We start from the raw sequence: 20,199 nt of genomic DNA on the forward strand, positions 1-20,199 counted from the left end.
AATATCATGAAGCCAAAAGTGAAAAACTTACTTCAGATGTTCAGGCAGCTATACCTGTACATCCTTGTTATGTGCCTCCCCATCCTGGCAAAAGGCCAGGAGGTTATTAACGTAAACGTTGCCAACGCACCTCATGTTTATAACCTGCCCATATCCACGCTTATCAACCCTGATCTGACGATCGGGCCGGGTGGCACGGGCGGTATGGTATTGTGGGAATTTGCCGCGGCTTTTCCCGGTGGAGCGGTTGCCCTGCCCGGAGGCGACGGGTTCACGAAAGACGGGCTACAGATCAAATTGCCCGCCGCTGAAAACGTACCCATCAGTGACGTAGAAAAAGTAATTATCTCCGGAACGCCCACTGTAGCCGGATCCTGGTCTTTTTCCCTTCGTGTTACAGACCAGGCTTCCTCCAACAACGGCACCCGCGTATTTGAAGTGCATGTGACCCAGTCACTCGACCTCGTACTGGTGCTGGACCGCTCCGGCAGTATGCTTTTACCCACTTCCGCCGATCCGGGTGCGCCCAGCCGCTGGAATGCCCTGAAAGAAGCCGTTGGTAATTTCGCTAATCTCTACCAGGCCATTGGCGGCACCAACCGTCTCGGCATCACTTACTTCGCCACCACGCCCGCACCCGTATCTACCTGCTGCGGAGCGCTCCGGCTGGTAGATGGTACGCTGGCCACAGCCGTAGGAACTGATATAGACAACGTAGCCGTAACCCCCGTGCCCGCAGGTATGACCGCCATGGGCGCCGGTTTAAAAACAGCCACCACCACACTTTCAGATATTACCAAAGCACGCAGCATCCTGGTGTTCACAGACGGTGAGCAAAACCAGCTGCCTGAAGTGAACCTTGCCGGTACCGGTTACAGCGACGGCACTACTATTCCGGGAGGCCCTGCCGCCGGCGGTATCAAGATCGCCACGATAGGCATCGGCAGCCCGAGTGGGAACTTCCACACCACACTGATGGCGATGGCCACCGCAAACCGCGGCAGCTACAATACTACATTGGATGGAACGAACTTCGCTTTCCAGGGCGGCCTGGCCAGCGGCAGCCTCTCTATGGGCTTCGTAAACCAGTTCGTGACCATGCTCTCACAATTCAGCCCGCAGATAGTAACTACCGCGTTTAAACCGTTGCCGCCCAGCGGCGCCGTGCTGCTGGAAACTTTCCCGCTGAATAAAAGAGTGGATAAGCTGCTGCTTGAATTCACCGTAGGCCGTAAGCTGGAAGTACCGCAGTTGCTCCAGGTTTATAAAGGTATCCGCATTGAAAAAGACGGAGCCGATGTAAAAAGATATGCACAGCCGAGCTGGGTAGGCAACTACACGAATACCATCCTCCTCACCATCGACTTCAGCAAAAGCCCCGAAGGTTATCCCCTGCTGGACCCGGCTGGCAAATGGACCGTTCATGCGGCCGATTCCAATATGAATCTGAAAAACGTGAACCTGAACGTATTGGCGGATGATCACCGGCTGCATATGAAACGTACGCTGGGCAATGCTACCCCGAAAGTAAAAGACAAACTGTCCGTCTCCTTCCTGCTGGATAAACTGCAATTGCCGGTAACAGACGCCGACGTAAAAATCTATGTATACCGCCCGGATCAAGACCTTGGCCACGAACTGGCCATCAACGACAAAAACATCAAACCTGACGGGACGGACTCCGCATCCGCCGGCGTGCAGAAATATAACAAGCTGTGGGAAACGGACTCCGCTTTCCGCGCGCTCTTTAAACCGGTTGAAAACATTGTACAGCTGAACCATACAACTGACGGTAAATATGAAGGCAGCTACGACGATCTGTCTGTAGCGGGTGTGTACAAACTCGTGTACGTCATAAAAGCTAAGAACGACGACATCGGCGAGTTCCAGCGCACCTTCATGGAAAGCGTGTACGTGACCTTCTCCGGTGTGGACCTCACAAAATCAGAAGTGACCTCCACCGTTCAGAATGGCCAGCTGGTAATGGTGCTCAGGCCCATGACCAATTATGGAAAATACATCGGCCCCGCTATGGGCCCCGCGTTTTCCGTTTCCAATAAAGACATCAAAATAGCGAGTGTAGTGGATCACCAGGATGGGAAATACACCATCACTTTCACAGGCGCGATAGATCAGCCCACTAAGCTGTCGATACTCGGCCAGGAAGTATATTCAGGCAAACTGGAAAATGCCGGTAAGAGCGATTCCTTCATCGACAAGATCAAGAAATGGCTTGAATCCATCGGGTTGCCGGCATGGAGCATCTGGATCATTCTCCTGCTGATTCTCCTGCTGCTGTGGCTGTTGTTTAGGAAAAAGAAACCGTAAGGCTCTTTTAACCCTTTGATCATGAACAGGGAAATAACTGCAAATAATACAAAAGGGCGTCCTCCTGCTACAGGAGGACTGCCCTTCTTCCAGCCCAAGCTCACCGTAAATGAGCCGGGCGATACGCATGAAAAAGAAGCGGACGCCATGGCGGACCAGGTTATGCGTATGCCGGACCTGCAATCTTCTTTTTTCGGCAATGCCACGCCGGGCATACAACGCAAGTGCGCGGCATGTGAACATGAAGAAAAAGAACAGGCCCAACGGAAGCCGCTGGGAGACAGTATCACACCGGTGCAACGCCACGGCGCCGCACCGGTGCCTGCTGTAGGCGCCCATACCGAAGGAGCTATCAACAGCAGCCGCGGTGGCGGGCAGGCCCTGCGCGCGGATACCCGTGGGTTCATGGAATCCCGCTTCGGAAGAGATTTTGGTGATGTGCGTATTCATGCGGACAACAATGCCGCACAGCTGAGCAACTCGCTCAGCGCCCGCGCCTTCACCACGGGCAACGATATTTTTTTCAACGAAGGGCAATATTCGCCCGGCTCCAGCTCGGGCAGGCAGCTGCTGGCGCATGAGCTCACACACGTAGTGCAGCAGAACGGTTCTCTTCAGCGCAAGGTGATACAACGTTATCCCTGGCCTTACCGCCTGCGGATGCGCCGCGAGGTGAACGAGTCGCAGACGGAAACTATTTCCAACGCGCCTACCGGCTTTTCCGCCTGGAACGGCACCTTCACCTGGGATGCCCGTTTTACCATCGACCTGGATGCAATCATGGGCCGCGTGTCCCTTATCATGCGCCTGAGCTCCACCGCGCCACGCTCTGTAAGAAGGGCTTGGGAAAGAGCTATTGAGCGGAAATGGAGCAACCGCATGTTCCTGCGTATCACCCCGCCGGGTGTTGCGGCAGGGCCGTGCAAACTCCCGATCAATGTAAACATCCAGTGGGTGACGGACCCGGCGAGAGCGCATTATACCATCAATCCCCAGGCGGCGGGCGCCACTACAGGCGGCCGTGCGGGCCTTGGCGGCACCACCAGCATGACGGACTGGGGCACTGCGGACACGGTGGACGTAACCCACGAGTTTGGCCACATGATCGGTAATGCGGAAGAATATTTCACCACCAATGGTACGAACTACGCCACCGCAGGCCGTGCGGGATTCAGAGATCCCGGCGGCGGAGTGATGAACAACCCGGCAGAACGGGCCCACAGGCGGCACTTCAACCTGTTCCGCGACCAGGTGGCCGCCATGCTCGGGCTCAGCACTTCACGCGTGCGTGTGATCTACGACAACGATGCTATACCGGATTGCCAGGCAGATATAGGCGATTTCCCAACACCGGTTCCGGAAAGGAACCCTGGGGATTTCCCTGAAGTGCCAGGCACAGATACAGGACCCAGATATGCTTAAGCCATCCAATATTACGCCCCCGCGCGCAGCTTCAAACGGCGTGCACCCTCCTTACCTGGTAACGGGCCTGGAATATCTCCGTGCCTTCACATTTGCGAGGCTCGCCGCACATTTCAGGGGAGAGGCTATGACCGTCCCGGAAATGCCGGTGCCCCCGGTAACCGAGGATTCTTCATTCGCAAAATTTGTCCGCCATTCACAAACCGCGCCGGAAGAACTATTGCTGCTGCTGAGCGCCATCGCGCCTTTTGTAGTGGCCGGTTTTTTTGACAGTCTCATCCAGCAGTTCCTGCCGCAGGGCGGTGAATTCCCGGAGTTTGGCGGCGTAAAAGGCGCTAACCACCGCGGTACGCTGGCTACAGGCGAAACAGTGCTGTTCCTGATCGCCGGCACGGACCCCTCTTCAAGGCTCAGAACACTGCCGCTGTTCGGGGAAGAAAGTTATTTTTTCAGGCATAAGATACTCAGTATGGAAACCGTGCGCCCCGGTGAACCATCGCTCAGCGGCCGCCTCATTCTTGATCCCGAATATTCGGAGGTATTCACCACCGGCCGGATCGGCCTGCCGCGCCTGAGCATGCACTTTCCCGCGGAGCACATTACCACGCAGATGGAATGGGAAGATCTTGTGCTGCCTGATGGCGTATGGAAACAGATCCGCGAGCTGGAAAGCTGGATCAAACATCACGACACGCTGATGCAGGACTGGGGTATGAAACGGAAACTGAAACCCGGCTACCGCGTGCTGTTCTACGGCCCGCCCGGTACGGGGAAAACGCTGACCGCCACCTTGCTCGGCAAATACACCGGCCGCGAAGTGTTCCGCATAGACCTGTCCATGGTCATTTCCAAATATATAGGCGAAACCGAAAAAAATCTTGCTTCACTGTTCGATAAAGCGGAGCATAAAAACTGGATACTGTTTTTTGACGAGGCGGATGCCATTTTCGGGAAACGTACCGGCGTACGCGATGCGCATGACAAATATGCGAACCAGGAAGTGTCTTACCTGCTGCAACGCATCGAAATGCACTCCGGTCTTACGATCCTGGCGTCCAATTTCAAGAACAACATGGACGATGCTTTTATCCGCCGCTTCAGCTCTATCATCTATTTCCCGCCGCCAAAGCCGGAAGAAAGACTGAAGCTGCTGCTGAAAGCATTCCCCCAAGAAGTGAAGCTGCAAAAGGATGTGGACCTGCCCGCCATTGCCGCCGCGCATGAGCTGACCGGCTCGCACATCATGAATGTGGTACAATACGTTTGCCTGAACGCTCTGGAAAGGGGAGACCTTGCGCTGTCCCACCAGGACATTCTTACCGGCGTAAAAAGAGAACTGGAAAAAGAAGGGAAATAATTTTCTCACATCAACATAATCATCTGTTATGATCACACCAGGCATTAAAAATAAGATCATGGCCATTGTGAACGTTTTCGAAACCGGCACGCCGGAAGGGAAATACGATGCGATCGCCATATTCCCGGACGGCAGGAAAGGCAGCCGCCAGATCACTTACGGCCGCAGCCAGACGACGGAACAAGGCAATCTCCGTAACCTGCTGGAACGTTACGTGGCGCTTGGCGGGAAGTTTTCCGAAGAGTTCAACGCCTTTCTTCCCAAAGTAGGCATCGTGCCGCTGGTAGACAATAAAGGATTCAAGGACCTGCTGAAAAAAAGCGCGCAGGAAGACCCGCTGATGCACCAGGCGCAGGATGAAACTTTCGAAATACTGTACTTCCAGCCTGCCCAGCATTTTTTTACAGCGGAACAGTTTGCCCTGCCGCTGAGCCTGCTTGTAATCTACGACAGCTACATACATTCCGGTTCTATTCCCGGTTTCCTGCGCACGCGTTTTGCTGAACGCACACCATTGCGCGGCGGGGACGAAAAAGCCTGGATCACGGCATATACCAAAGCCCGCCAGAACTGGCTGGCCACGCATTCCAAGAAAGTGCTGCACCCCACGGTGTACCGCACCAAAACATTCCTCGACCAGATGACCAAAGGCAACTGGATGCTGGATCAGCCGGTGACCACACAAGGTAAAACCATCGCATAGTTTGGAGACTGCTGTCAAAACGGGTACTGCCGGGCATGTGCATTCCGGGGCTGCTGCGTTGCATCACAACGCCGTTCCTGATATCATGCCCGCAACGGAAGGGGGGATGCCTTTTTTCGGCGGAATGCCCGTGCAGGCAAAGCTGGAAGTAAGCCCGCCGGATGACCCGCAGGAGCGTGAAGCGGACCAGGTGGCGGATACGGTGATGCGTATGCCCGAAGCGGCGGACACAATACAACCTTATGCAGCGCCGTCATCCGGCGAAGCCGTTCACCGCTCCCCGGAGCCCGTTCCCTGGATGCCTGTAGTGCAGCGTAAGTGCGCAGCCTGTGAAGCGGAAGAAACCGTTCACCGGTTCCCTGAACCAGCCATTCAACGGGAAAATATCGTCCAGCGCAAATGTGCGGCCTGTGAGCAGGAAGAAGCGGTGCAACGTTCTCCCGAACCGGTAATACAGCGTAAGTGCGCAGATTGTGAAGCGGAAGAAACCGTTCAGCGTTTTCCCGAGCCCGCGGCTTCCCGGCCCGCCGTTATCCAGCGGAGCTGTGATGAATGCCAGATAGAGCCGCCCAAATCAGATGAAACGGCGGAAGATCAGGAAACGGAAGATTCGCTGATCGAAAAGGACGAAAGCGCGGGAGGGGGAGATGATGGAACCGTAAGTCCCAAAGCGGGCCCAGGCGGGACCGGCCCGGTTTCCAGCCACTTCGAATCAGGGCTTCATGCTTCCAAAGGCGGTGGCCAGCCAATGGCCGCACCGGTGCGTCAAAGCATGGAAAACCGTTTCGGGCTGGACTTCAGCAATGTCCGTATTCACAATAACAATACTTCCGCCAACCTCAGCTCCAGCATCAACGCCCAGGCATTCACACATGGACGCGACATTTATTTTAACCAGAATAAATACGATGCCACATCTTCCAGCGGCCAGCGCCTGCTGGCGCACGAATTGACGCATGTGGTGCAGCAAACCGGCGCGCCTGCCATCCAGCCCAAAATTCAGCGGCTGGAAGAAGAAAAGATCGGCAACTGGGCCCACTCCTGGATTCAGAAACACATGCGCGACGTGGATGGCAAGCTCATCACAGAGGCGGGGATACCGGGCGCCGTTCGGTACGCCAAAGGGCTTAACCTGGCAGGGTTTGCGGACCTGTACAGTGCCGATAACAACGCGGTATCAGGGATGCAGGCCCATCAGAAGGACGGTCAATATGAGTACCTGCGGTTCATGGACTCCGGCAAAAGGAAAAAAGCCATGCAGGGGCCAGTTGCACGCGGGCCGGTCAAAAAGGCCAATGGTGACTGGGATTTTACGATCAACTTCCCGGAAACTTTCCAGATAGGGGAGATCAAACCGCTGTACTGGACAGAGTTTGGGCTGGGTGCGGTAACGCTCGCGGGCAATGCCATTCTGCAACAAAACCATTACATCGAAGGTTTCCAGGAATTTGTAGCGCATGTACACAGCGTATTCGGCCCGCCATCGCGACCGTCTACCACTGGTACGGTCATGGACCTTTCAAAGAAAATTCCCGCCGGGCTGAATTACGATTCATTTGACACGGAGCATACCAAAATGGGCACGGGCTCCACGCTTAAAAAGAATACCAATCAACGTCTCTGGGTAGCAAATATCGGGAAGGGGATGGCCGGTTATTTCCTGATGCCGCATCCTTACATACCCACTGAATACGCCGCGGACAAGAAAAAACACCGCGACAAACTGGATGCCCTGATCAGATCATTACGCGAAGACGCAGGGAAACCTACACTGCCGACGGGCGTTTCCCGCAAAATACAGCGGAAAGGCAATGATCCGCAAAATACGGTAACTAAGCCGCCAGCCATCACCGGCCAGGTCATCCAACGGAAAGGCAACGAGAAAAAAGGGAAAAATGCCGCGGCGGAAGCCTGGGAAACAAAACGTAAAGCATGGGCGAACGGTACGGATGCCGACGTGCCGCAGAAACCGAAAAAGTTCCTGAAAGAAAGGGCGAAAGGCCTGTTGAAGCGGCATAAGGTAGATAAAGACCTCAAAAAGACCACACCTTCCGATCCGGCTAAAGAGATCAAGGACGTAAAAGATGTGCGGTTCTGGAGCAGCTTCAAAGGCCGTGTGTTCGGCGCTTTGCGCTTCCGCTTCCGCAATGCGTTCGATAAGGTGGAAGAACTGTTCAATAAAATAAAAGCCAAGTTTGAGAAACACCGCGAAAAGTCAAAGACATTAAAAGGCGGCAGCAAGTTTGAATTATCCTGGAAAAAAGAAGCGGTGAACCTGATCGTTCAGCTGGCCGTGGACATCTTCCAGCGGATGATCGCCGTTGCGTTTGAAGGGTTCTCCAAATGCATGAGCACCATCATTGATTCCGTGATCGGTAAATACGAAAAAGCATTGGAAAGCGCGGCTGAGGAGCAGCTCAAAGAGATGGAGCCCATATGTTGTAAGATCATGGAGTTCAAACATGCCTTTGATGCGGAAGTGGAGAAACATGACAAAACGATCACAGCTTTCACACAAACGGTGGACGATATGCGGGAATGGGTGGCCATTCTTGATAAAGTGGAACTGGCCGTGAGACTGGGTGTTCAGATTATATCCTGCGGCACGCCGCCCGCTTTGGGCTGCCTGTGGGGACTGGTGGCGCAACTGGGCATTTCCGCGGGCATGGCCCTGCTGCAAAAAACCGATTACTGGAAAAACAGTATTGCGCAGCCCGCCGCAGAAGCACTGATGGAGGCCATTGTAGGGGACAAACTTCATAATATGATGATCGGCGTTATGCGAGGGACACCCCTGGGTGCTTACATGGGCGATAAGGCCTGCCAGGAACGTGAAAAAGTCATGGGCGGCGGAGGTGGCGGTCTTGGCGCTATCGGTCAGGGGCTGGATAAAATAGACCCGAACGATCCCGCCATTGCAAAAGCCCGCCAGGAATGGGAAGAAAAATACAAAAACGAAATACTTGCGGACCTGAAAGAGGTATTTGAATCCGGCGAAAAAGGCAAAAAACTGACGCCCGAAGACCTGCAAAAACTGGTAGACGCCATCAAAAATTCAGGCAAAAAACCGGAAGAGATCAAAAAAATGATCGAAGAAGGCCGGAATGTGAAGACTGGGAAAGTTGATATGACAAAAGCGCTCACCTCGGTGACCAGCGGAACCGTGCCCGGGGACAAACCGAAAAAAGAGCGCAAGATCGATTATGAAAATGCCAAACGCAACAACCTCTATTATTTCAATTTGCTGCGCTGGGCCGCGACACTGTTCATAAAACAACCAGGCATCCAACCGGGGTCGGAAGAATTCGCCAACGCCGTGTACGACATGCAGGAAGCCCTGGGCATCCATGCGGATGGTATTGCAGGCGGGGGCACCACGCAGAAATTTTACGAAGCCAATGGCCTCACCAAAGACAGTGTATATGACAAAGCTGGCGAAGTACTGACGAAAGAAAAAGAAGCGAAGGAGCAGAAGAAACAGCAGGCGGAAAACAAAAAACAACTGGATGCCCTGCTTGCCGACCCGAAAGTGAAAGAAGCGCTGGATAAACCTTTCCCCGCGGACACACAACTGAAAAAAGACCTGAACGGTTACCAGGATTGGGACAGCATCCCTGTCGGTACGGGCCGCTTCGTGGACTTTGGCGCAAATACCGCAGTGGTGATAGTTACGGCCAACGGGTCCAAGATAGGCGCCTATGTTAAATCAGCAGAGAGGGAAGAGGGCGGCAAAAAACATATCATGACCCTGGTCAACAGTCCTTTCTACGCCATAGACGCCGTTGTGGAAGACGCGTTTGCTATCAGCGTGAAGTCGCTGGACGGCAAAACCGAGATCATACGCCTCTTCTTCCTGATAGACCAGGCGGCGGGCAGCATGCTGCAGCAGAGCGAGGTCTTCTTCTTCGGCATCCGTCGAAATCCCTGACCGTACATCCCAATATGCCCTCCTCTCCGGCGAAATTTCCTATTTTCGCCCCTTAGACCAACGATCTGAATATGAGAAAATCAATCATCCCGGCACTTTTCATCCTGCTGGGAGCTTCCTCAGCCATGGCACAGACCGACCGCTGGCAGCAACGCGTAAAGTACAGCATGGATATCCAAATGGATGTCAAAAACCACCAGTTCACCGGCAAACAACAGCTGGAATACACGAATAATTCCCCTGATACCCTGTTCCGCGTTTTTTATCACCTCCAGTGGAACGCCTTTCAGCCAAACAGCATGATGGACGTGCGCAGCCGCGAGCTGGGCAAGATCATCATCGGGAAAGATGCAAAGGGCGTGAACAAACATGACTGGGACAGCCGCGTGATTGACCGTATCTCCAAACTTCAGCCCAACGAAATTGGTTACCAGAAAGTACGTTCCCTCACCATGAACGGCCGCCAGCAGCAGTTCCGGACGGAAGAAACCATCCTGGTAGTGGACCTGGACAAACCGATCCTCCCCAAAAGCACCGTGACCTTCAACATGGAGTTTGACGCGCAGGTGCCCGTGCAGATCCGCCGCAGCGGCAGGAATAACAAGGAAGGGGTGGACTATTCCATGGCACAGTGGTACCCCAAAATGGCCGAGTACGACAATCAAGGCTGGCACCCCACACCTTACGTTGCCCGGGAGTTCTACGGCATCTGGGGCGATTTTGACGTAAAGATCACCATCGATAAAAAATATGTACTGGCGGCTACCGGCTACCTGCAAAACCCGCAGCAGATCGGTTATGGTTACGAAACAAAAGGAACAAAAGTGACCCGCCCCGCGGGCAATACCCTTACCTGGCACTTCAATGCGCCAAATGTACATGACTTCGTATGGGCGGCGGACCCGGAATACAAACACATCACCCGGCCGGTGGACGGTTTTACCGCTCATTTTTTTTATTTGGAAAACGATACGACCAAAAACACCTGGCCGCAGCTGGCATCTATGATCCCGGCGGCTTATGAGTATATCAAAAAACATTACGGCGCTTACCCGTACAAACAATATTCCTTTATTCAGGGTGGAGACGGCGGCATGGAATACCCTATGGCCACGCTCATCATGGGCAACGGTAAAATGGACGGCCTTTATGGCGTAGCCATCCACGAATGGATGCACAGCTGGTACCAGGGCATGCTGGCTACGAACGAAAGCATGTACCCCTGGATGGACGAAGGTTTCACCACTTTCGCGGAGGACAATACCATTGGCTATACGGTGGATTCCCTCGCCGGCAAATGGCCCCACGCGCCCAGTTACCGTAATTATTTCGCCCTGGTGCGCAGCGGCTTCGAAGAGCCAATCAGCACACATGCGGATCATTACAATACAAACTATGCTTACAGTATCAGCTCCTATTCCAAAGGCGCCATCTTCCTGGAGCAGCTGGGTTATGTGATAGGCGCGGCAAACAGGGATGCGGGCCTGCTCAGGTATTACCAGGAATGGCGTTTCAAACATCCGAACGCCAACGATTTTATCAGGGTGATGGAAAAACAGAGCGGCATCCAGCTGGACTGGTACCTGGAATATATGCGGAACACCACCAAACATATCGATTATGCGCTGGACAGCGTGTATGACGCAGGTGGAGGCAAAACCGTGATCTCCATCCGCAAGGTAGGCGAGTTCCCGATGCCTATCGACCTGGAAGTGGAGGCGAAAGACGGCAGGAAAGAAATGCACTACATTCCCCTCACCATCATGTTCGGCAACAAACCCGCTGAAGATGCGAAGGGAAAACGCATTGTACACGATGGCTGGCGCTGGACGCATCCCACCTATTCCTTTACGGTGGATGTGCCTTTTAACCAGCTGAAGAGGATAGAGATCGATCCGAGTATGCGGATGGCGGATATTGACCGGAACAACAATAAAGCGGTAGCCCCGTAAGCTGCTTGTGGTATAGACACAAAAAGGGCGCTCAGCAATGGGCGCCCTTTTTTATTTTAGTCTTTAAAGGTTCTCAAAATACTTCCGCGCAACCTCTTCCCCGTGCGCGACCATCTTTTTCATCTCCGGCGGATCGAAGGTGAGGCCGCCGGGGCCGCCGTTCATGGGCTTCTCCGGCCGGATGATATGCAGTTTCAGGTCGGACTTCCCGAGGAAAGGATTATCAAACGGGATGTCGAAGAACGCTTCAATTTCTTTGGGTTTGAGGCCTGCCTCTTTCATTTTTGATTTTACTGCTTTGATGTATTGCAGGCTGCGGTTGATGTATTTCGGCATACGAAGATCGTTCACGGCTACATCCATGGTGAACCAGTCCATCGTTTGCTGCAATATCTCGAAGGGGCTTTTAAAATGCTGGTTGTCCTCCGCGGGGTTCTCCGGCGTGAGCAGGATGGCGTAGATCTCCGTAGCGCCGTTGTCTATGGCAAGGTCCACCGGCGCATATTCACGAAGGCCGCCATCCACATACTGGCGCGGCTGGTTTTCTATCACCTGGTAAGGCGGCATGAATACGGGCTGGCAGGAGGAGGCGAACATGGCGCGGCGGAAAGTACTGGCGTCCTGTATGCGTATCACATCATATTCGGACGAGGTGAGGGGCAGGTCGCTGTTGGTGAAATAGGTAATACGGCCGGTTTGCAGGCATACCGTGGTAAAATAAAGGCTTTTGCCGCTGTCCAGGATGTCTTTGTACATCTGGTCCGTAAAGGTTTTTTTGATGAGCAGGCTGAGGGGCTGCGCATCGAAGAGGGAATAGGTGTCTTTCCCTGCGAAACGCGCGATCACGTTGCCGGTTACGACGATGTCGCTGGTAACGTGGGTGGTGTATAATTTCTCCAGCAGGTTGATCTCCCCAAGCGCGGCAAGCGGCGCAATGAGGGAGCCGGTACTGGTTCCGCAGATAGTATCGAATTGAATTTTGGGTGTGGCGGCCATGTATTTGAGCACGCCCACGGCAAATGCCCCTTTGGAGCCTCCGCCGCTGATCACCAGTGCTGTTTTGGACATGATGAAGATTTTAAAGGGTTACAGTTCGGGGAGTTTGGGAGCTTTCTTTTTGAAAAGATGAATGCCCAGGCTGCCGCTGAACCACCAGTTGTTCCACACATAATCGCGGTGGGCTTTCATGCTGATGGTGGCCATATGACCGATTTCCGTTGCGAAACCGCCGCCAACAAGGCGCTGGTCTTTGGTTCCGAAAAGGAATTCGCCCACGAGCTGTGCGTTCAGCACCGTGCTTTCCATTACTTTAGGGCCTTTGGAGATCATCAGGGACACACGGCCGCCGCCGGTGCCGTAAATGCGTTTGTTGTAAAAAGCGCCTCCGCCGCTGAGGCCCAGCCTGAGCCTGCCGGGCACAACCGTGACCTGTGGAGAAAAAGCGAGCGTGGCAAGGAAAAGATCGGGGTCGGAGTGGAAGTTCGTGACTACACCCTGGCCCATTTCCAGGGGGAATATCCATCCCTTGGGAAATTCGCTCTGCGCGCGGGCTTTCGTAATAATGCACAGCAGGAAAAAGCTGATAAGCCATTTTATTTTCATGGAATCAACGTTTGCGGCAGCGCAGGCGGAATTATTTGGGGTGGCCTGAAGGCTGCCTGAGTTAGTGGATCGGGGTTTGATTGAAGTTACGACTTTGCGCCGGTACGGCCATGGGTGGAAATACGCTATTTCGGCAAGGGAGAGGGGGCGGATGGCCGGCATAAAAAATCCCGCTCCTTTGAGGGAAGCGGGACGGAATGTTTTGCTTTTATCAGAAGATCACTCTCTCCAGCTGCGCCGGCCATGGCTGATCGGGCAGTTCGCGGAGCTGCAGGGTATGCAGGTGATGGTAATTATGATAAGCCGTAAAATAAAGTATCTCGCGCACGGTGAGCTTACCCAGTAAAGGATGCGGCCCCTGGTAACGGTCCAGCTCCTGCTCGCTCCATTTGTCGATCTGTTGCAGCATTTTATCTTTCTGCGCGGCAAACTGCCTGAGCAACTGGTGTTTCTGTTCCGCTTCGGTCACGTGCGGAATATAAGGGCGGGTAGTTACGGCACCGTTTTTCAGCAGATCGCGGTAGCTTTCCCTGATCTCTTCAAAAGAGCGGGAAGGCGCGGCCGGTGTGCCAAACCAGCGCAGGAAAAAACGAGGGAGCCCAAGGGCGGTGTTCACCGGTTTTGCGCTGCGTATCAGGTGGTCCAGCTGCTGGGCGGCGGACCATTTGCCTTCCGGCGATACAATAAAACGGTGATCCGAAAGTGTTTCAATAAATGCGGAGAAATCGGTAAAACTGTTATTCAGTAGGGTCTGTATGTCTGTCTTTTGCATAAGGTCCGGTTAATTTAGTCATTCAAGCACTTCGCAATGGAAACCACGCTCCTGCACAAAACGGATGATGGAAGGCTCATCCACTTTCATATCCACGATACGAAGCACTTTATCACAATCTTCAATATCAACATTGCAGGAAGAGACTTCAAAGTTACTGCAAATTGCCCTGATGATAAGGTTTCGTTCGTGATAGGTCCGGATGTTCGTTTTGAAGATGCCGATCATGGTACCGGTGTTTAATTCGGGATGCATAAAGTCAGGTTGTGTAAGTTATTACTCTTCCGTGGTGCCGGGCGCTTCCTCGCGGGTCTTGAAACCCCAGCGTCCTGTCATGCAACGGTCAAAATGATTCTTTACTTTTTCTTTTTCCTCCGGGGAAAGATGTTCCATCTTCGTTTTCATATGTTCCCTCCACCTTTCCTTGTTCCAGCGCCAGTGTTTTTTCTTTTCATGATGCCCTCCTTTCGGGAAGCCGAACAGCAGCTTGCAAAGGATCAGCAGTCCCAGCGCTTGCCAGAAGGTGATCACGGGCCCGTTGAAAAGCGCGGGCACCAGCCAGTTCCAGAGATACATCGTCGCAAATCCAAACAGTGCCGCAAACGCAGGGATACATACTATGGCAGCCAATATTTTCCAACCGATATGTCTTTTCATATCAATACTTTTAATCGTTGATTAATTCTTTGTACAATAACGCCAGCCTTTCGCGCAGGGCCAGCACCGCGTAACGTTTGCGGCTGAGCAGCGTGTTCACCGAAATGCCCGTTTCAGCGGCTATTTCCTTGAAGGAACGGCCTTCCACTTCATGCTGCAGGAACACATAGCGCTGTTCTTCGGGTAATTCGTCTATCGCTTCGGCAATGGCTTCGGACATGAACTTCCGCAGCATCGGTACATCCGTTTTGGCGGAAGCATCCGGCAGGATGTCTGACAGGTAGAGGGGCCCCTCACCGTCTCCCGTTTCGATGGCCGTATCCGAAAACCGGTCTTCTTTCTTTTTCCTGAACCAGTCTGTAATACGGTTGCGCGTAACCGCGAAAAGCCATCCGGTCAGTGAATCTATATCCGTGCCCAGGCGAAGGTATTGGGTGAACTGGTACAGCACGTCCTGCAGAATGTCTTCCGCGTCGGCCACATTATCCACCCGTTTCCGGATGAATTGCAGGAGCCGGTTGCGTTCCTTTTCCACCGTTCGCTGTATGCGCTCGTTCTGTTCCAGTGCCATGGGTTTTTTTATGGAAAGCCACTCGTTCATCTTAGTTAGGTAGACGAACCAGCGGATCACTTATTGTATGCTGCCGCGTTTTTTTTAAGCAGGTCTTCGTATTTTTAAGATAATGCACGATCATGCTCACGCTCCCACGGGAGCTTCCTCGCTGAACAGGGCCTTTCTGGCGGGTATAGGCCTGAATTTGGCATTTGTAGCCGTGGAAGCGGTTGCGGGTTTCACCACCGGCTCCCTCGCCCTTTTGTCCGACGCGGGCCACAACCTCAGCGACGTCGCAAGCCTGGCCCTTTCCATGCTGGCTTTCCGGCTGGCCCGGATCCCGCCCAGCAGTAAGTATACGTACGGTTACCGCAAAAGTACCATCCTGATCTCATTATTAAATGCCCTTATTTTATTAATTGCGGTCGGAGCTATTGGTTATGAGGCTATTATGCGTCTGCGCCACCCCGTTCCCTTGTCCGGCGGCCCGGTAGCCATCGTGGCCGGCATCGGGATCGTCATCAACACGCTGTCCGCCTTCCTGTTTTTCCGCGACAAGGAAAAAGACCTCAACGTAAAAGGGGCCTACCTGCACCTGGTGGCGGACGCACTCGTGTCCCTGGGCACCGTGGTAGCGGGTTTGCTGATGATATACACCCGGCAGTACTGGATAGACGCCGGGGTGAGCCTGCTCGTCATGGCCGTGATCGTGTACAGTACCTGGGGCCTGCTTCGGGACAGCCTCCGACTCTCCCTGGACGGGGTGCCCACCGGCATTTCGATCCAGCAGGTACTGGATGCCGCCAAAACCATCCCCGGCGTCAAAGACCTGCATCACGTGCACATCTGGGCCGTAAGCACCACGGAAAACGCACTGACGGCGCATGTGACCGTTCAGCCCGGACTTAATGCAGAGCAGGTGGCCAATTTGAAGAAAGAACTGAAACATGCGCTGCATCACCTCAATATCACCCATTGTACGCTGGAAACGGAGCTCAGCCATACGGACGAGGATATCGGCTTCTGAGATGGGGGCTCCGCGACACCGGGCATAAACGCCCCTGTACGGGTTATCTTACAGCAACAACATATTTTTCCTGGAAAAACTCTTCGGGAAAGAGTTTGTAGATATTCACCATTTTGGGGCGGCAGCCGCTTTCGGAGATCTCCTGCGCCAGGTCCCCGCCTTTGAGGCAGATGAGGCCGGCCGGCCGGTCTTCTGAAGCACCTTTCCTGATCAACGGCTTGCTCCAGCTCCAGAGGTCTTTTAAAGGAGCCACGGCGCGGGATACCACGAGGTCGAACTTACGGTTCCTGATTTCTTCCGCCCTGGAATGGGCGGTGGTTACATTCTGGAGATTCAGGGCTTCGGCCACGCCTTCCACCACTTTTATTTTTTTACCAATGGAATCCACGAGGTGAAACTGCACTTCAGGAAAGAAGATTGCCAGCGGAATGCCGGGGAAACCGCCGCCTGTACCCAGGTCCAGCACCTGCAGCCCGCCCGGAAGGTCCGCCACCGCGGCAATGGCCAGGGAATGAAGCACATGTTTCTCATACAGGGCATCGATGTCCTTGCGGGATATCACGTTGATCTTTTCGTTCCATTCCCTGTAAAGCGGCCCCAGCGCCTGGAACTGATCCAGTTGTTTGGGCGTAAAATCAGCAAAATATTTTAAAACGGTCTCCATGTTTTATTTCCACTTGCTTCTTCCTTTCTGGAAGAACAATGCGGGCGTGAAGATAACATAATATAGGAACATGAGGATGTCCATGAGCCAGCTGTACCAGAACAAGTCCTTCTCATCCAGCTTTTTAAGCGCGAAGAAAGTGATCAGCGACTGGATCAGGATCTTGCCGCCCAGGATGCCCAGGGTGACGTACAACATGGGCATATAAAAAAGCGCCGCTATCATCGCGGGATAAAAGATAAAGTGGGAGAGGGAGAACAGGCCAAGGAGCAGTTTATGCCCGAAACGATAATGTTTGCCCGTGCTCATATGTCTCGTTTTCTGCGCAAACCAGTGTTTCCACCTGGTTTTGGGCTCTGAGTAGGCGAAAGCGTGTTTGTTAATCACCACGCCCACGTTGCTGCCGTTGGCGGCCCTGTTCACGAACAGGTCATCGTCACCGGAGGCGATATGCTGGTGGGCGGTGAATCCTTTATGTTTAAAAAAGAGGTCCTTTTTGTAAGCCAGGTTGCGGCCCACGCCCATGTAAGGGATGCCGGCCATGGCGTAGGAGAGGTATTGCAGCGCGCTGAAGTAGGTTTCATAACGGATCACCTTGTTCAGGAAACCCGGTTTTTTGTAATAGGGACCATAACCCAGCACGATCTCCTTGCCGTTTTCAAATCCCTGCGAGATCATGGACAGCCAGTGGGTGCTGCCGGGTTTGCAATCCGCGTCGGTGAGCACTACGGTATCATATTTAGCGCCTTTGATGCCGATGGAAAGGGGGTATTTTTTGCCCGGGATAAATTGCGCCGCCTGTTTGATCTCGATATGCCTGTAATGTGAATAACCGTTTTCGATGGAGGCGAGGTAATATTTGGAATCGTCTTCGGAATTGTCATTCACTACGATCACTTCGTACTCCGGCTGCTGGTGGATATGATATCGCTGCTGTAATACGGTGGGGAGGTTCTTGGGAAGGCTCCTTTCCTCGTTTTTGGCGCAGATGATGACAGACAGGGCTTCCTGCGGCGGATGATCTTCATCAAACCGGCGTTTGTAGAACGCTACTCTCGAAAAAAAGACCAGGTAATACAATACCTGAATTCCCGCCGCAGCGGCGAAAATGTAAAAAATGATTATCCCCAGGTTATCCGACATAGGGGGCAAAAATATATGTTTTTATTTAGCTATGTAAGGTTGTGGAAAAATTAATACTAGACATGATCAAGGATAAATTTAGGGTCAAGGTGGAGTTTATGGTAAATAACCTTTAGAAATTCCACATCAGGCTCTCTTTTCTGGTTTAGTATCTGGGAGAATTTTGAAGGGGAGATGCCCAGGAATCCGGCCATTTCTTTCTGGTTCATCTTCATCCGGTACATTTTAAGTTCAATCATGCCATGCAGTGTATCCGGCTTTGGCAGGTGTACGGAATGATCTTCATATTCTCCGGCAATTTTTACCAGTACCTGCAATTCGTCGATATCTCCTTCTGTCAGTAGCGCAGATCCTTTTTTCATAAGGAGATCGATACGGGCCATGATCCGGTCGTATTCCTCCATTGAAACAATTGCAGGTTTGTGTTGGCGAACTTTTTCTGTCATAGCATCTGTTTTGGGGATTATAATTTGTCAAGGTTTACATCATCATATTCGCGGTGGGTACCGATCCATCTTATAAAAACTGTCCTGACCCTGAAAATGATCCGTGCGATCAGGCGGTATTTGTTGCCCCGGATATTAAAAACATACAAATCGTTCCCCACATAGTCCACGCTGTTAAAAGATTCTTTTACATCCCTTAAACAACTCCAGTCCGATTCGCATGTAATCCTGAACCATGCTAACAAAGCATCGGACGATCCGGGCTGTTCTTTTGAAAAATCGGTCAAAGCCTTCCTGGCGATTACAGTCATAAAATTAGATTAAACAAACAATATTTCAAATATCGAAATTATTGCTAAATAATTTAGTTAAGTGTCCGTTAATGATCCTCCCTAATATTCAATACCTTTGCCCCCTGAAAAAACAAAGTCAATCTTGCAATTTGATCTAATCACCACCGATCCTTCCGGCGCCAGGGCCGGTACCATCACCACCGCACATGGTACCATCCAGACGCCCATTTTTATGCCCGTAGGCACTGTAGGCTCCGTGAAAGCCGTTACCCAGGAGCAATTGCGCACCGATGTAAATGCGCAGATCATCCTCGGCAATACCTATCACCTCTACCTGCGCCCCGGAACGGACGTGCTGAAGCAGGCCGGCGGCCTGCACAAATTCAATGGCTGGGAACGCCCCATCCTTACGGACAGCGGCGGCTACCAGGTATTTTCCCTCGCCGCAAACCGCAAGATCAAGGAAGAAGGCGTGCTCTTTCAAAGTCATATAGATGGCAGCCGCCACCTGTTCACCCCCGAAAACGTGATGGACATCCAGCGCACCATCGGGGCGGACATCGTCATGGCCTTCGACGAATGCCCGCCGTACCCCAGCGAATACGCCTATGCCAAACGAAGCATGGAACTGACACACCGCTGGCTGGACCGCTGCATCAAACGCCTCGGTGAAACCTCTCCTGAATACGGGCATGAACAAACGCTTTTCCCGATCGTACAGGGCAGTACTTACAAAGACCTCCGGAAGATCTCCGCGGAAGCCATCGCTTCGCGCAACTGCGCGGGCAACGCCATCGGTGGACTGAGCGTAGGCGAGCCGGAAGCGGAAATGTATGAAATGTGCGGCCTGGTGACGGAACTGCTGCCGGTGGAAAAACCCCGCTACCTCATGGGCGTGGGCACCCCCTGGAATATTCTGAACAACATAGAACTGGGCATCGATATGTTCGACTGTGTAATGCCCACCCGCAACGGGCGGAACGGCATGCTGTTCACCTGGCAGGGGGTTATCAACATCCGCAATAAAAAATGGGCCACGGACTTCAGTCCGCTGGATGAGCAGAACCCCTGCACCGCCAGTCAGAACTATTCCAAAGCCTACGTGCGCCACCTGTTCATAGCCGGCGAAATACTCGGCATGACCCTTGCCAGTATCCACAACCTCTGTTTTTACCTGGAACTGGTAAAAGTAGCGCGTGAACAGATATTGCAGGGCACATACGGTTCCTGGAAGCGGGAGGTAGTGCCGCAGCTGAAAACCAGGCTGTAGTATTTATGTTAAAATTGCACATCATAGAATAAAATTGCATATTAGATGCAAGCGGAATACTAGCTTTGCACCTTTAAGCCCG

At 52.9% G+C, this 20,199-nt stretch carries 18 protein-coding genes; 8 read left to right on the plus strand and 10 right to left on the minus strand.

Translation table 11 applies throughout. The annotated features are described in order from the left end of the window. Positions 1–36: 36 nt before the first annotated feature. The 6 genes from EG028_RS22185 (at position 37) to EG028_RS22210 (ending at position 11,690) form a co-directional block, all read left to right on the plus strand. Positions 37–2,328, plus strand: coding sequence for a vWA domain-containing protein (locus EG028_RS22185; protein WP_221198112.1), 2,292 nt, complete (start codon positions 37–39; stop codon positions 2,326–2,328). A gap of 21 nt (positions 2,329–2,349) precedes the next feature. Then, on the plus strand, positions 2,350–3,750 hold the full coding sequence (locus EG028_RS22190) for an eCIS core domain-containing protein (protein ID WP_120518533.1): 1,401 nt from the start codon (positions 2,350–2,352) through the stop codon (positions 3,748–3,750). Further along, positions 3,743–5,107 carry an ATP-binding protein gene (locus tag EG028_RS22195; RefSeq protein ID WP_206614499.1) on the plus strand — a complete coding sequence of 455 codons (1,365 nt, stop codon included), beginning with the start codon at positions 3,743–3,745 and terminating at the stop codon, positions 5,105–5,107. Before EG028_RS22190 ends, EG028_RS22195 begins: the two co-directional genes overlap by 8 nt. 28 nt (positions 5,108–5,135) lie before the next feature. Continuing rightward, positions 5,136–5,810, plus strand: coding sequence for a chitosanase (locus EG028_RS22200; protein ID WP_120518532.1), 675 nt, complete (start codon positions 5,136–5,138; stop codon positions 5,808–5,810). 1 nt (position 5,811) lies between these two features. Then, the gene (locus tag EG028_RS22205) at positions 5,812–9,738 is read left to right on the plus strand and encodes an eCIS core domain-containing protein (protein ID WP_123864759.1); all 3,927 of its coding nucleotides are present in this window, start codon (positions 5,812–5,814) and stop codon (positions 9,736–9,738) included. Between the two features lie 71 nt (positions 9,739–9,809). Further along, positions 9,810–11,690, plus strand: a complete 1,881-nt coding sequence (locus EG028_RS22210) for a M1 family metallopeptidase (protein ID WP_120518530.1) — start codon at positions 9,810–9,812, stop codon at positions 11,688–11,690. A 63-nt stretch (positions 11,691–11,753) separates the two neighbouring features. Here EG028_RS22210 and EG028_RS22215 read toward each other — a convergent pair whose 3' ends face one another. The 6 genes from EG028_RS22215 to EG028_RS22240 form a co-directional block, all read right to left on the minus strand. Then, a complete protein-coding gene (locus tag EG028_RS22215) occupies positions 11,754–12,758 on the minus strand; it encodes a patatin-like phospholipase family protein (RefSeq protein WP_120518529.1) in 1,005 nt (334 codons plus the stop codon). Between the two features lie 18 nt (positions 12,759–12,776). Then, positions 12,777–13,292 carry a hypothetical protein gene (locus tag EG028_RS22220; protein WP_123864760.1) on the minus strand — a complete coding sequence of 172 codons (516 nt, stop codon included), beginning with the start codon at positions 13,290–13,292 and terminating at the stop codon, positions 12,777–12,779. Positions 13,293–13,503: 211 nt separating this feature from the next. Further along, on the minus strand, positions 13,504–14,064 hold the full coding sequence (locus EG028_RS22225) for a DinB family protein (RefSeq protein ID WP_120518527.1): 561 nt from the start codon (positions 14,062–14,064) through the stop codon (positions 13,504–13,506). 18 nt (positions 14,065–14,082) lie between these two features. Then, a complete protein-coding gene (locus tag EG028_RS22230) occupies positions 14,083–14,319 on the minus strand; it encodes a hypothetical protein (protein ID WP_241559197.1) in 237 nt (78 codons plus the stop codon). A 21-nt stretch (positions 14,320–14,340) separates the two neighbouring features. Further along, complete coding sequence (locus EG028_RS22235; protein ID WP_185096828.1) at positions 14,341–14,721, minus strand: hypothetical protein; 381 nt, start codon at positions 14,719–14,721, stop codon at positions 14,341–14,343. A 10-nt stretch (positions 14,722–14,731) separates the two neighbouring features. Next, entirely contained in the window at positions 14,732–15,292 is a 561-nt protein-coding gene (locus EG028_RS22240) for an RNA polymerase sigma factor (RefSeq protein ID WP_120518651.1), read from the minus strand. A gap of 112 nt (positions 15,293–15,404) precedes the next feature. Between EG028_RS22240 and EG028_RS22245 the strand changes: the two genes are divergently transcribed. Beyond that, entirely contained in the window at positions 15,405–16,301 is an 897-nt protein-coding gene (locus EG028_RS22245; RefSeq protein WP_120518525.1) for a cation diffusion facilitator family transporter, read from the plus strand. A 43-nt stretch (positions 16,302–16,344) separates the two neighbouring features. On the opposite strand, the gene rsmG is transcribed toward EG028_RS22245, so the two are convergent. Genes rsmG through EG028_RS22265 form a run of 4 tightly spaced genes read right to left on the minus strand, consistent with a single transcriptional unit; the run spans position 16,345 to position 18,865 of the window. Further along, positions 16,345–16,965 carry a 16S rRNA (guanine(527)-N(7))-methyltransferase RsmG gene (gene rsmG / locus EG028_RS22250; RefSeq protein WP_120518524.1) on the minus strand — a complete coding sequence of 207 codons (621 nt, stop codon included), beginning with the start codon at positions 16,963–16,965 and terminating at the stop codon, positions 16,345–16,347. 3 nt (positions 16,966–16,968) lie between these two features. Beyond that, complete coding sequence (locus EG028_RS22255) at positions 16,969–18,108, minus strand: glycosyltransferase (protein ID WP_120518523.1); 1,140 nt, start codon at positions 18,106–18,108, stop codon at positions 16,969–16,971. Positions 18,109–18,164: 56 nt separating this feature from the next. Further along, positions 18,165–18,554, minus strand: coding sequence for a helix-turn-helix domain-containing protein (locus EG028_RS22260; protein ID WP_120518522.1), 390 nt, complete (start codon positions 18,552–18,554; stop codon positions 18,165–18,167). A 17-nt stretch (positions 18,555–18,571) separates the two neighbouring features. Next, positions 18,572–18,865, minus strand: coding sequence for a type II toxin-antitoxin system HigB family toxin (locus tag EG028_RS22265; RefSeq protein WP_120518521.1), 294 nt, complete (start codon positions 18,863–18,865; stop codon positions 18,572–18,574). 124 nt (positions 18,866–18,989) lie between these two features. On the opposite strand from EG028_RS22265, the gene tgt reads away from it, so the two are divergent. Further along, complete coding sequence (tgt, locus tag EG028_RS22270) at positions 18,990–20,117, plus strand: tRNA guanosine(34) transglycosylase Tgt (RefSeq protein WP_120518520.1); 1,128 nt, start codon at positions 18,990–18,992, stop codon at positions 20,115–20,117. Positions 20,118–20,199 lie beyond the last annotated feature (82 nt).

This window comes from Chitinophaga barathri (genome assembly GCF_003807585.1).
GTDB lineage: Bacteria > Bacteroidota > Bacteroidia > Chitinophagales > Chitinophagaceae > Chitinophaga > Chitinophaga barathri.

Bases quoted from the DNA above. Each gene is read 5' to 3' on its own strand.
- EG028_RS22240 (WP_120518651.1), bottom strand. From the start codon at position 15,292: ATGGCACTGGAACAGAACGAGCGCATACAGCGAACGGTGGAAAAGGAA.
- EG028_RS22220 (WP_123864760.1), bottom strand. From the start codon at position 13,292: ATGAAAATAAAATGGCTTATCAGCTTTTTCCTGCTGTGCATTATTACG.
- EG028_RS22235 (WP_185096828.1), bottom strand. From the start codon at position 14,721: ATGAAAAGACATATCGGTTGGAAAATATTGGCTGCCATAGTATGTATC.
- EG028_RS22260 (WP_120518522.1), bottom strand. From the start codon at position 18,554: ATGACAGAAAAAGTTCGCCAACACAAACCTGCAATTGTTTCAATGGAG.
- EG028_RS22265 (WP_120518521.1), bottom strand. From the start codon at position 18,865: ATGACTGTAATCGCCAGGAAGGCTTTGACCGATTTTTCAAAAGAACAG.
- EG028_RS22190 (WP_120518533.1), top strand. From the start codon at position 2,350: ATGAACAGGGAAATAACTGCAAATAATACAAAAGGGCGTCCTCCTGCT.
- EG028_RS22200 (WP_120518532.1), top strand. From the start codon at position 5,136: ATGATCACACCAGGCATTAAAAATAAGATCATGGCCATTGTGAACGTT.
- EG028_RS22185 (WP_221198112.1), top strand. From the start codon at position 37: ATGTTCAGGCAGCTATACCTGTACATCCTTGTTATGTGCCTCCCCATC.
- EG028_RS22230 (WP_241559197.1), bottom strand. From the start codon at position 14,319: ATGCATCCCGAATTAAACACCGGTACCATGATCGGCATCTTCAAAACG.
- rsmG (WP_120518524.1), bottom strand. From the start codon at position 16,965: ATGGAGACCGTTTTAAAATATTTTGCTGATTTTACGCCCAAACAACTG.
- EG028_RS22210 (WP_120518530.1), top strand. From the start codon at position 9,810: ATGAGAAAATCAATCATCCCGGCACTTTTCATCCTGCTGGGAGCTTCC.
- EG028_RS22225 (WP_120518527.1), bottom strand. From the start codon at position 14,064: ATGCAAAAGACAGACATACAGACCCTACTGAATAACAGTTTTACCGAT.
- EG028_RS22255 (WP_120518523.1), bottom strand. From the start codon at position 18,108: ATGTCGGATAACCTGGGGATAATCATTTTTTACATTTTCGCCGCTGCG.
- EG028_RS22215 (WP_120518529.1), bottom strand. From the start codon at position 12,758: ATGTCCAAAACAGCACTGGTGATCAGCGGCGGAGGCTCCAAAGGGGCA.
- EG028_RS22195 (WP_206614499.1), top strand. From the start codon at position 3,743: ATGCTTAAGCCATCCAATATTACGCCCCCGCGCGCAGCTTCAAACGGC.
- EG028_RS22245 (WP_120518525.1), top strand. From the start codon at position 15,405: ATGCACGATCATGCTCACGCTCCCACGGGAGCTTCCTCGCTGAACAGG.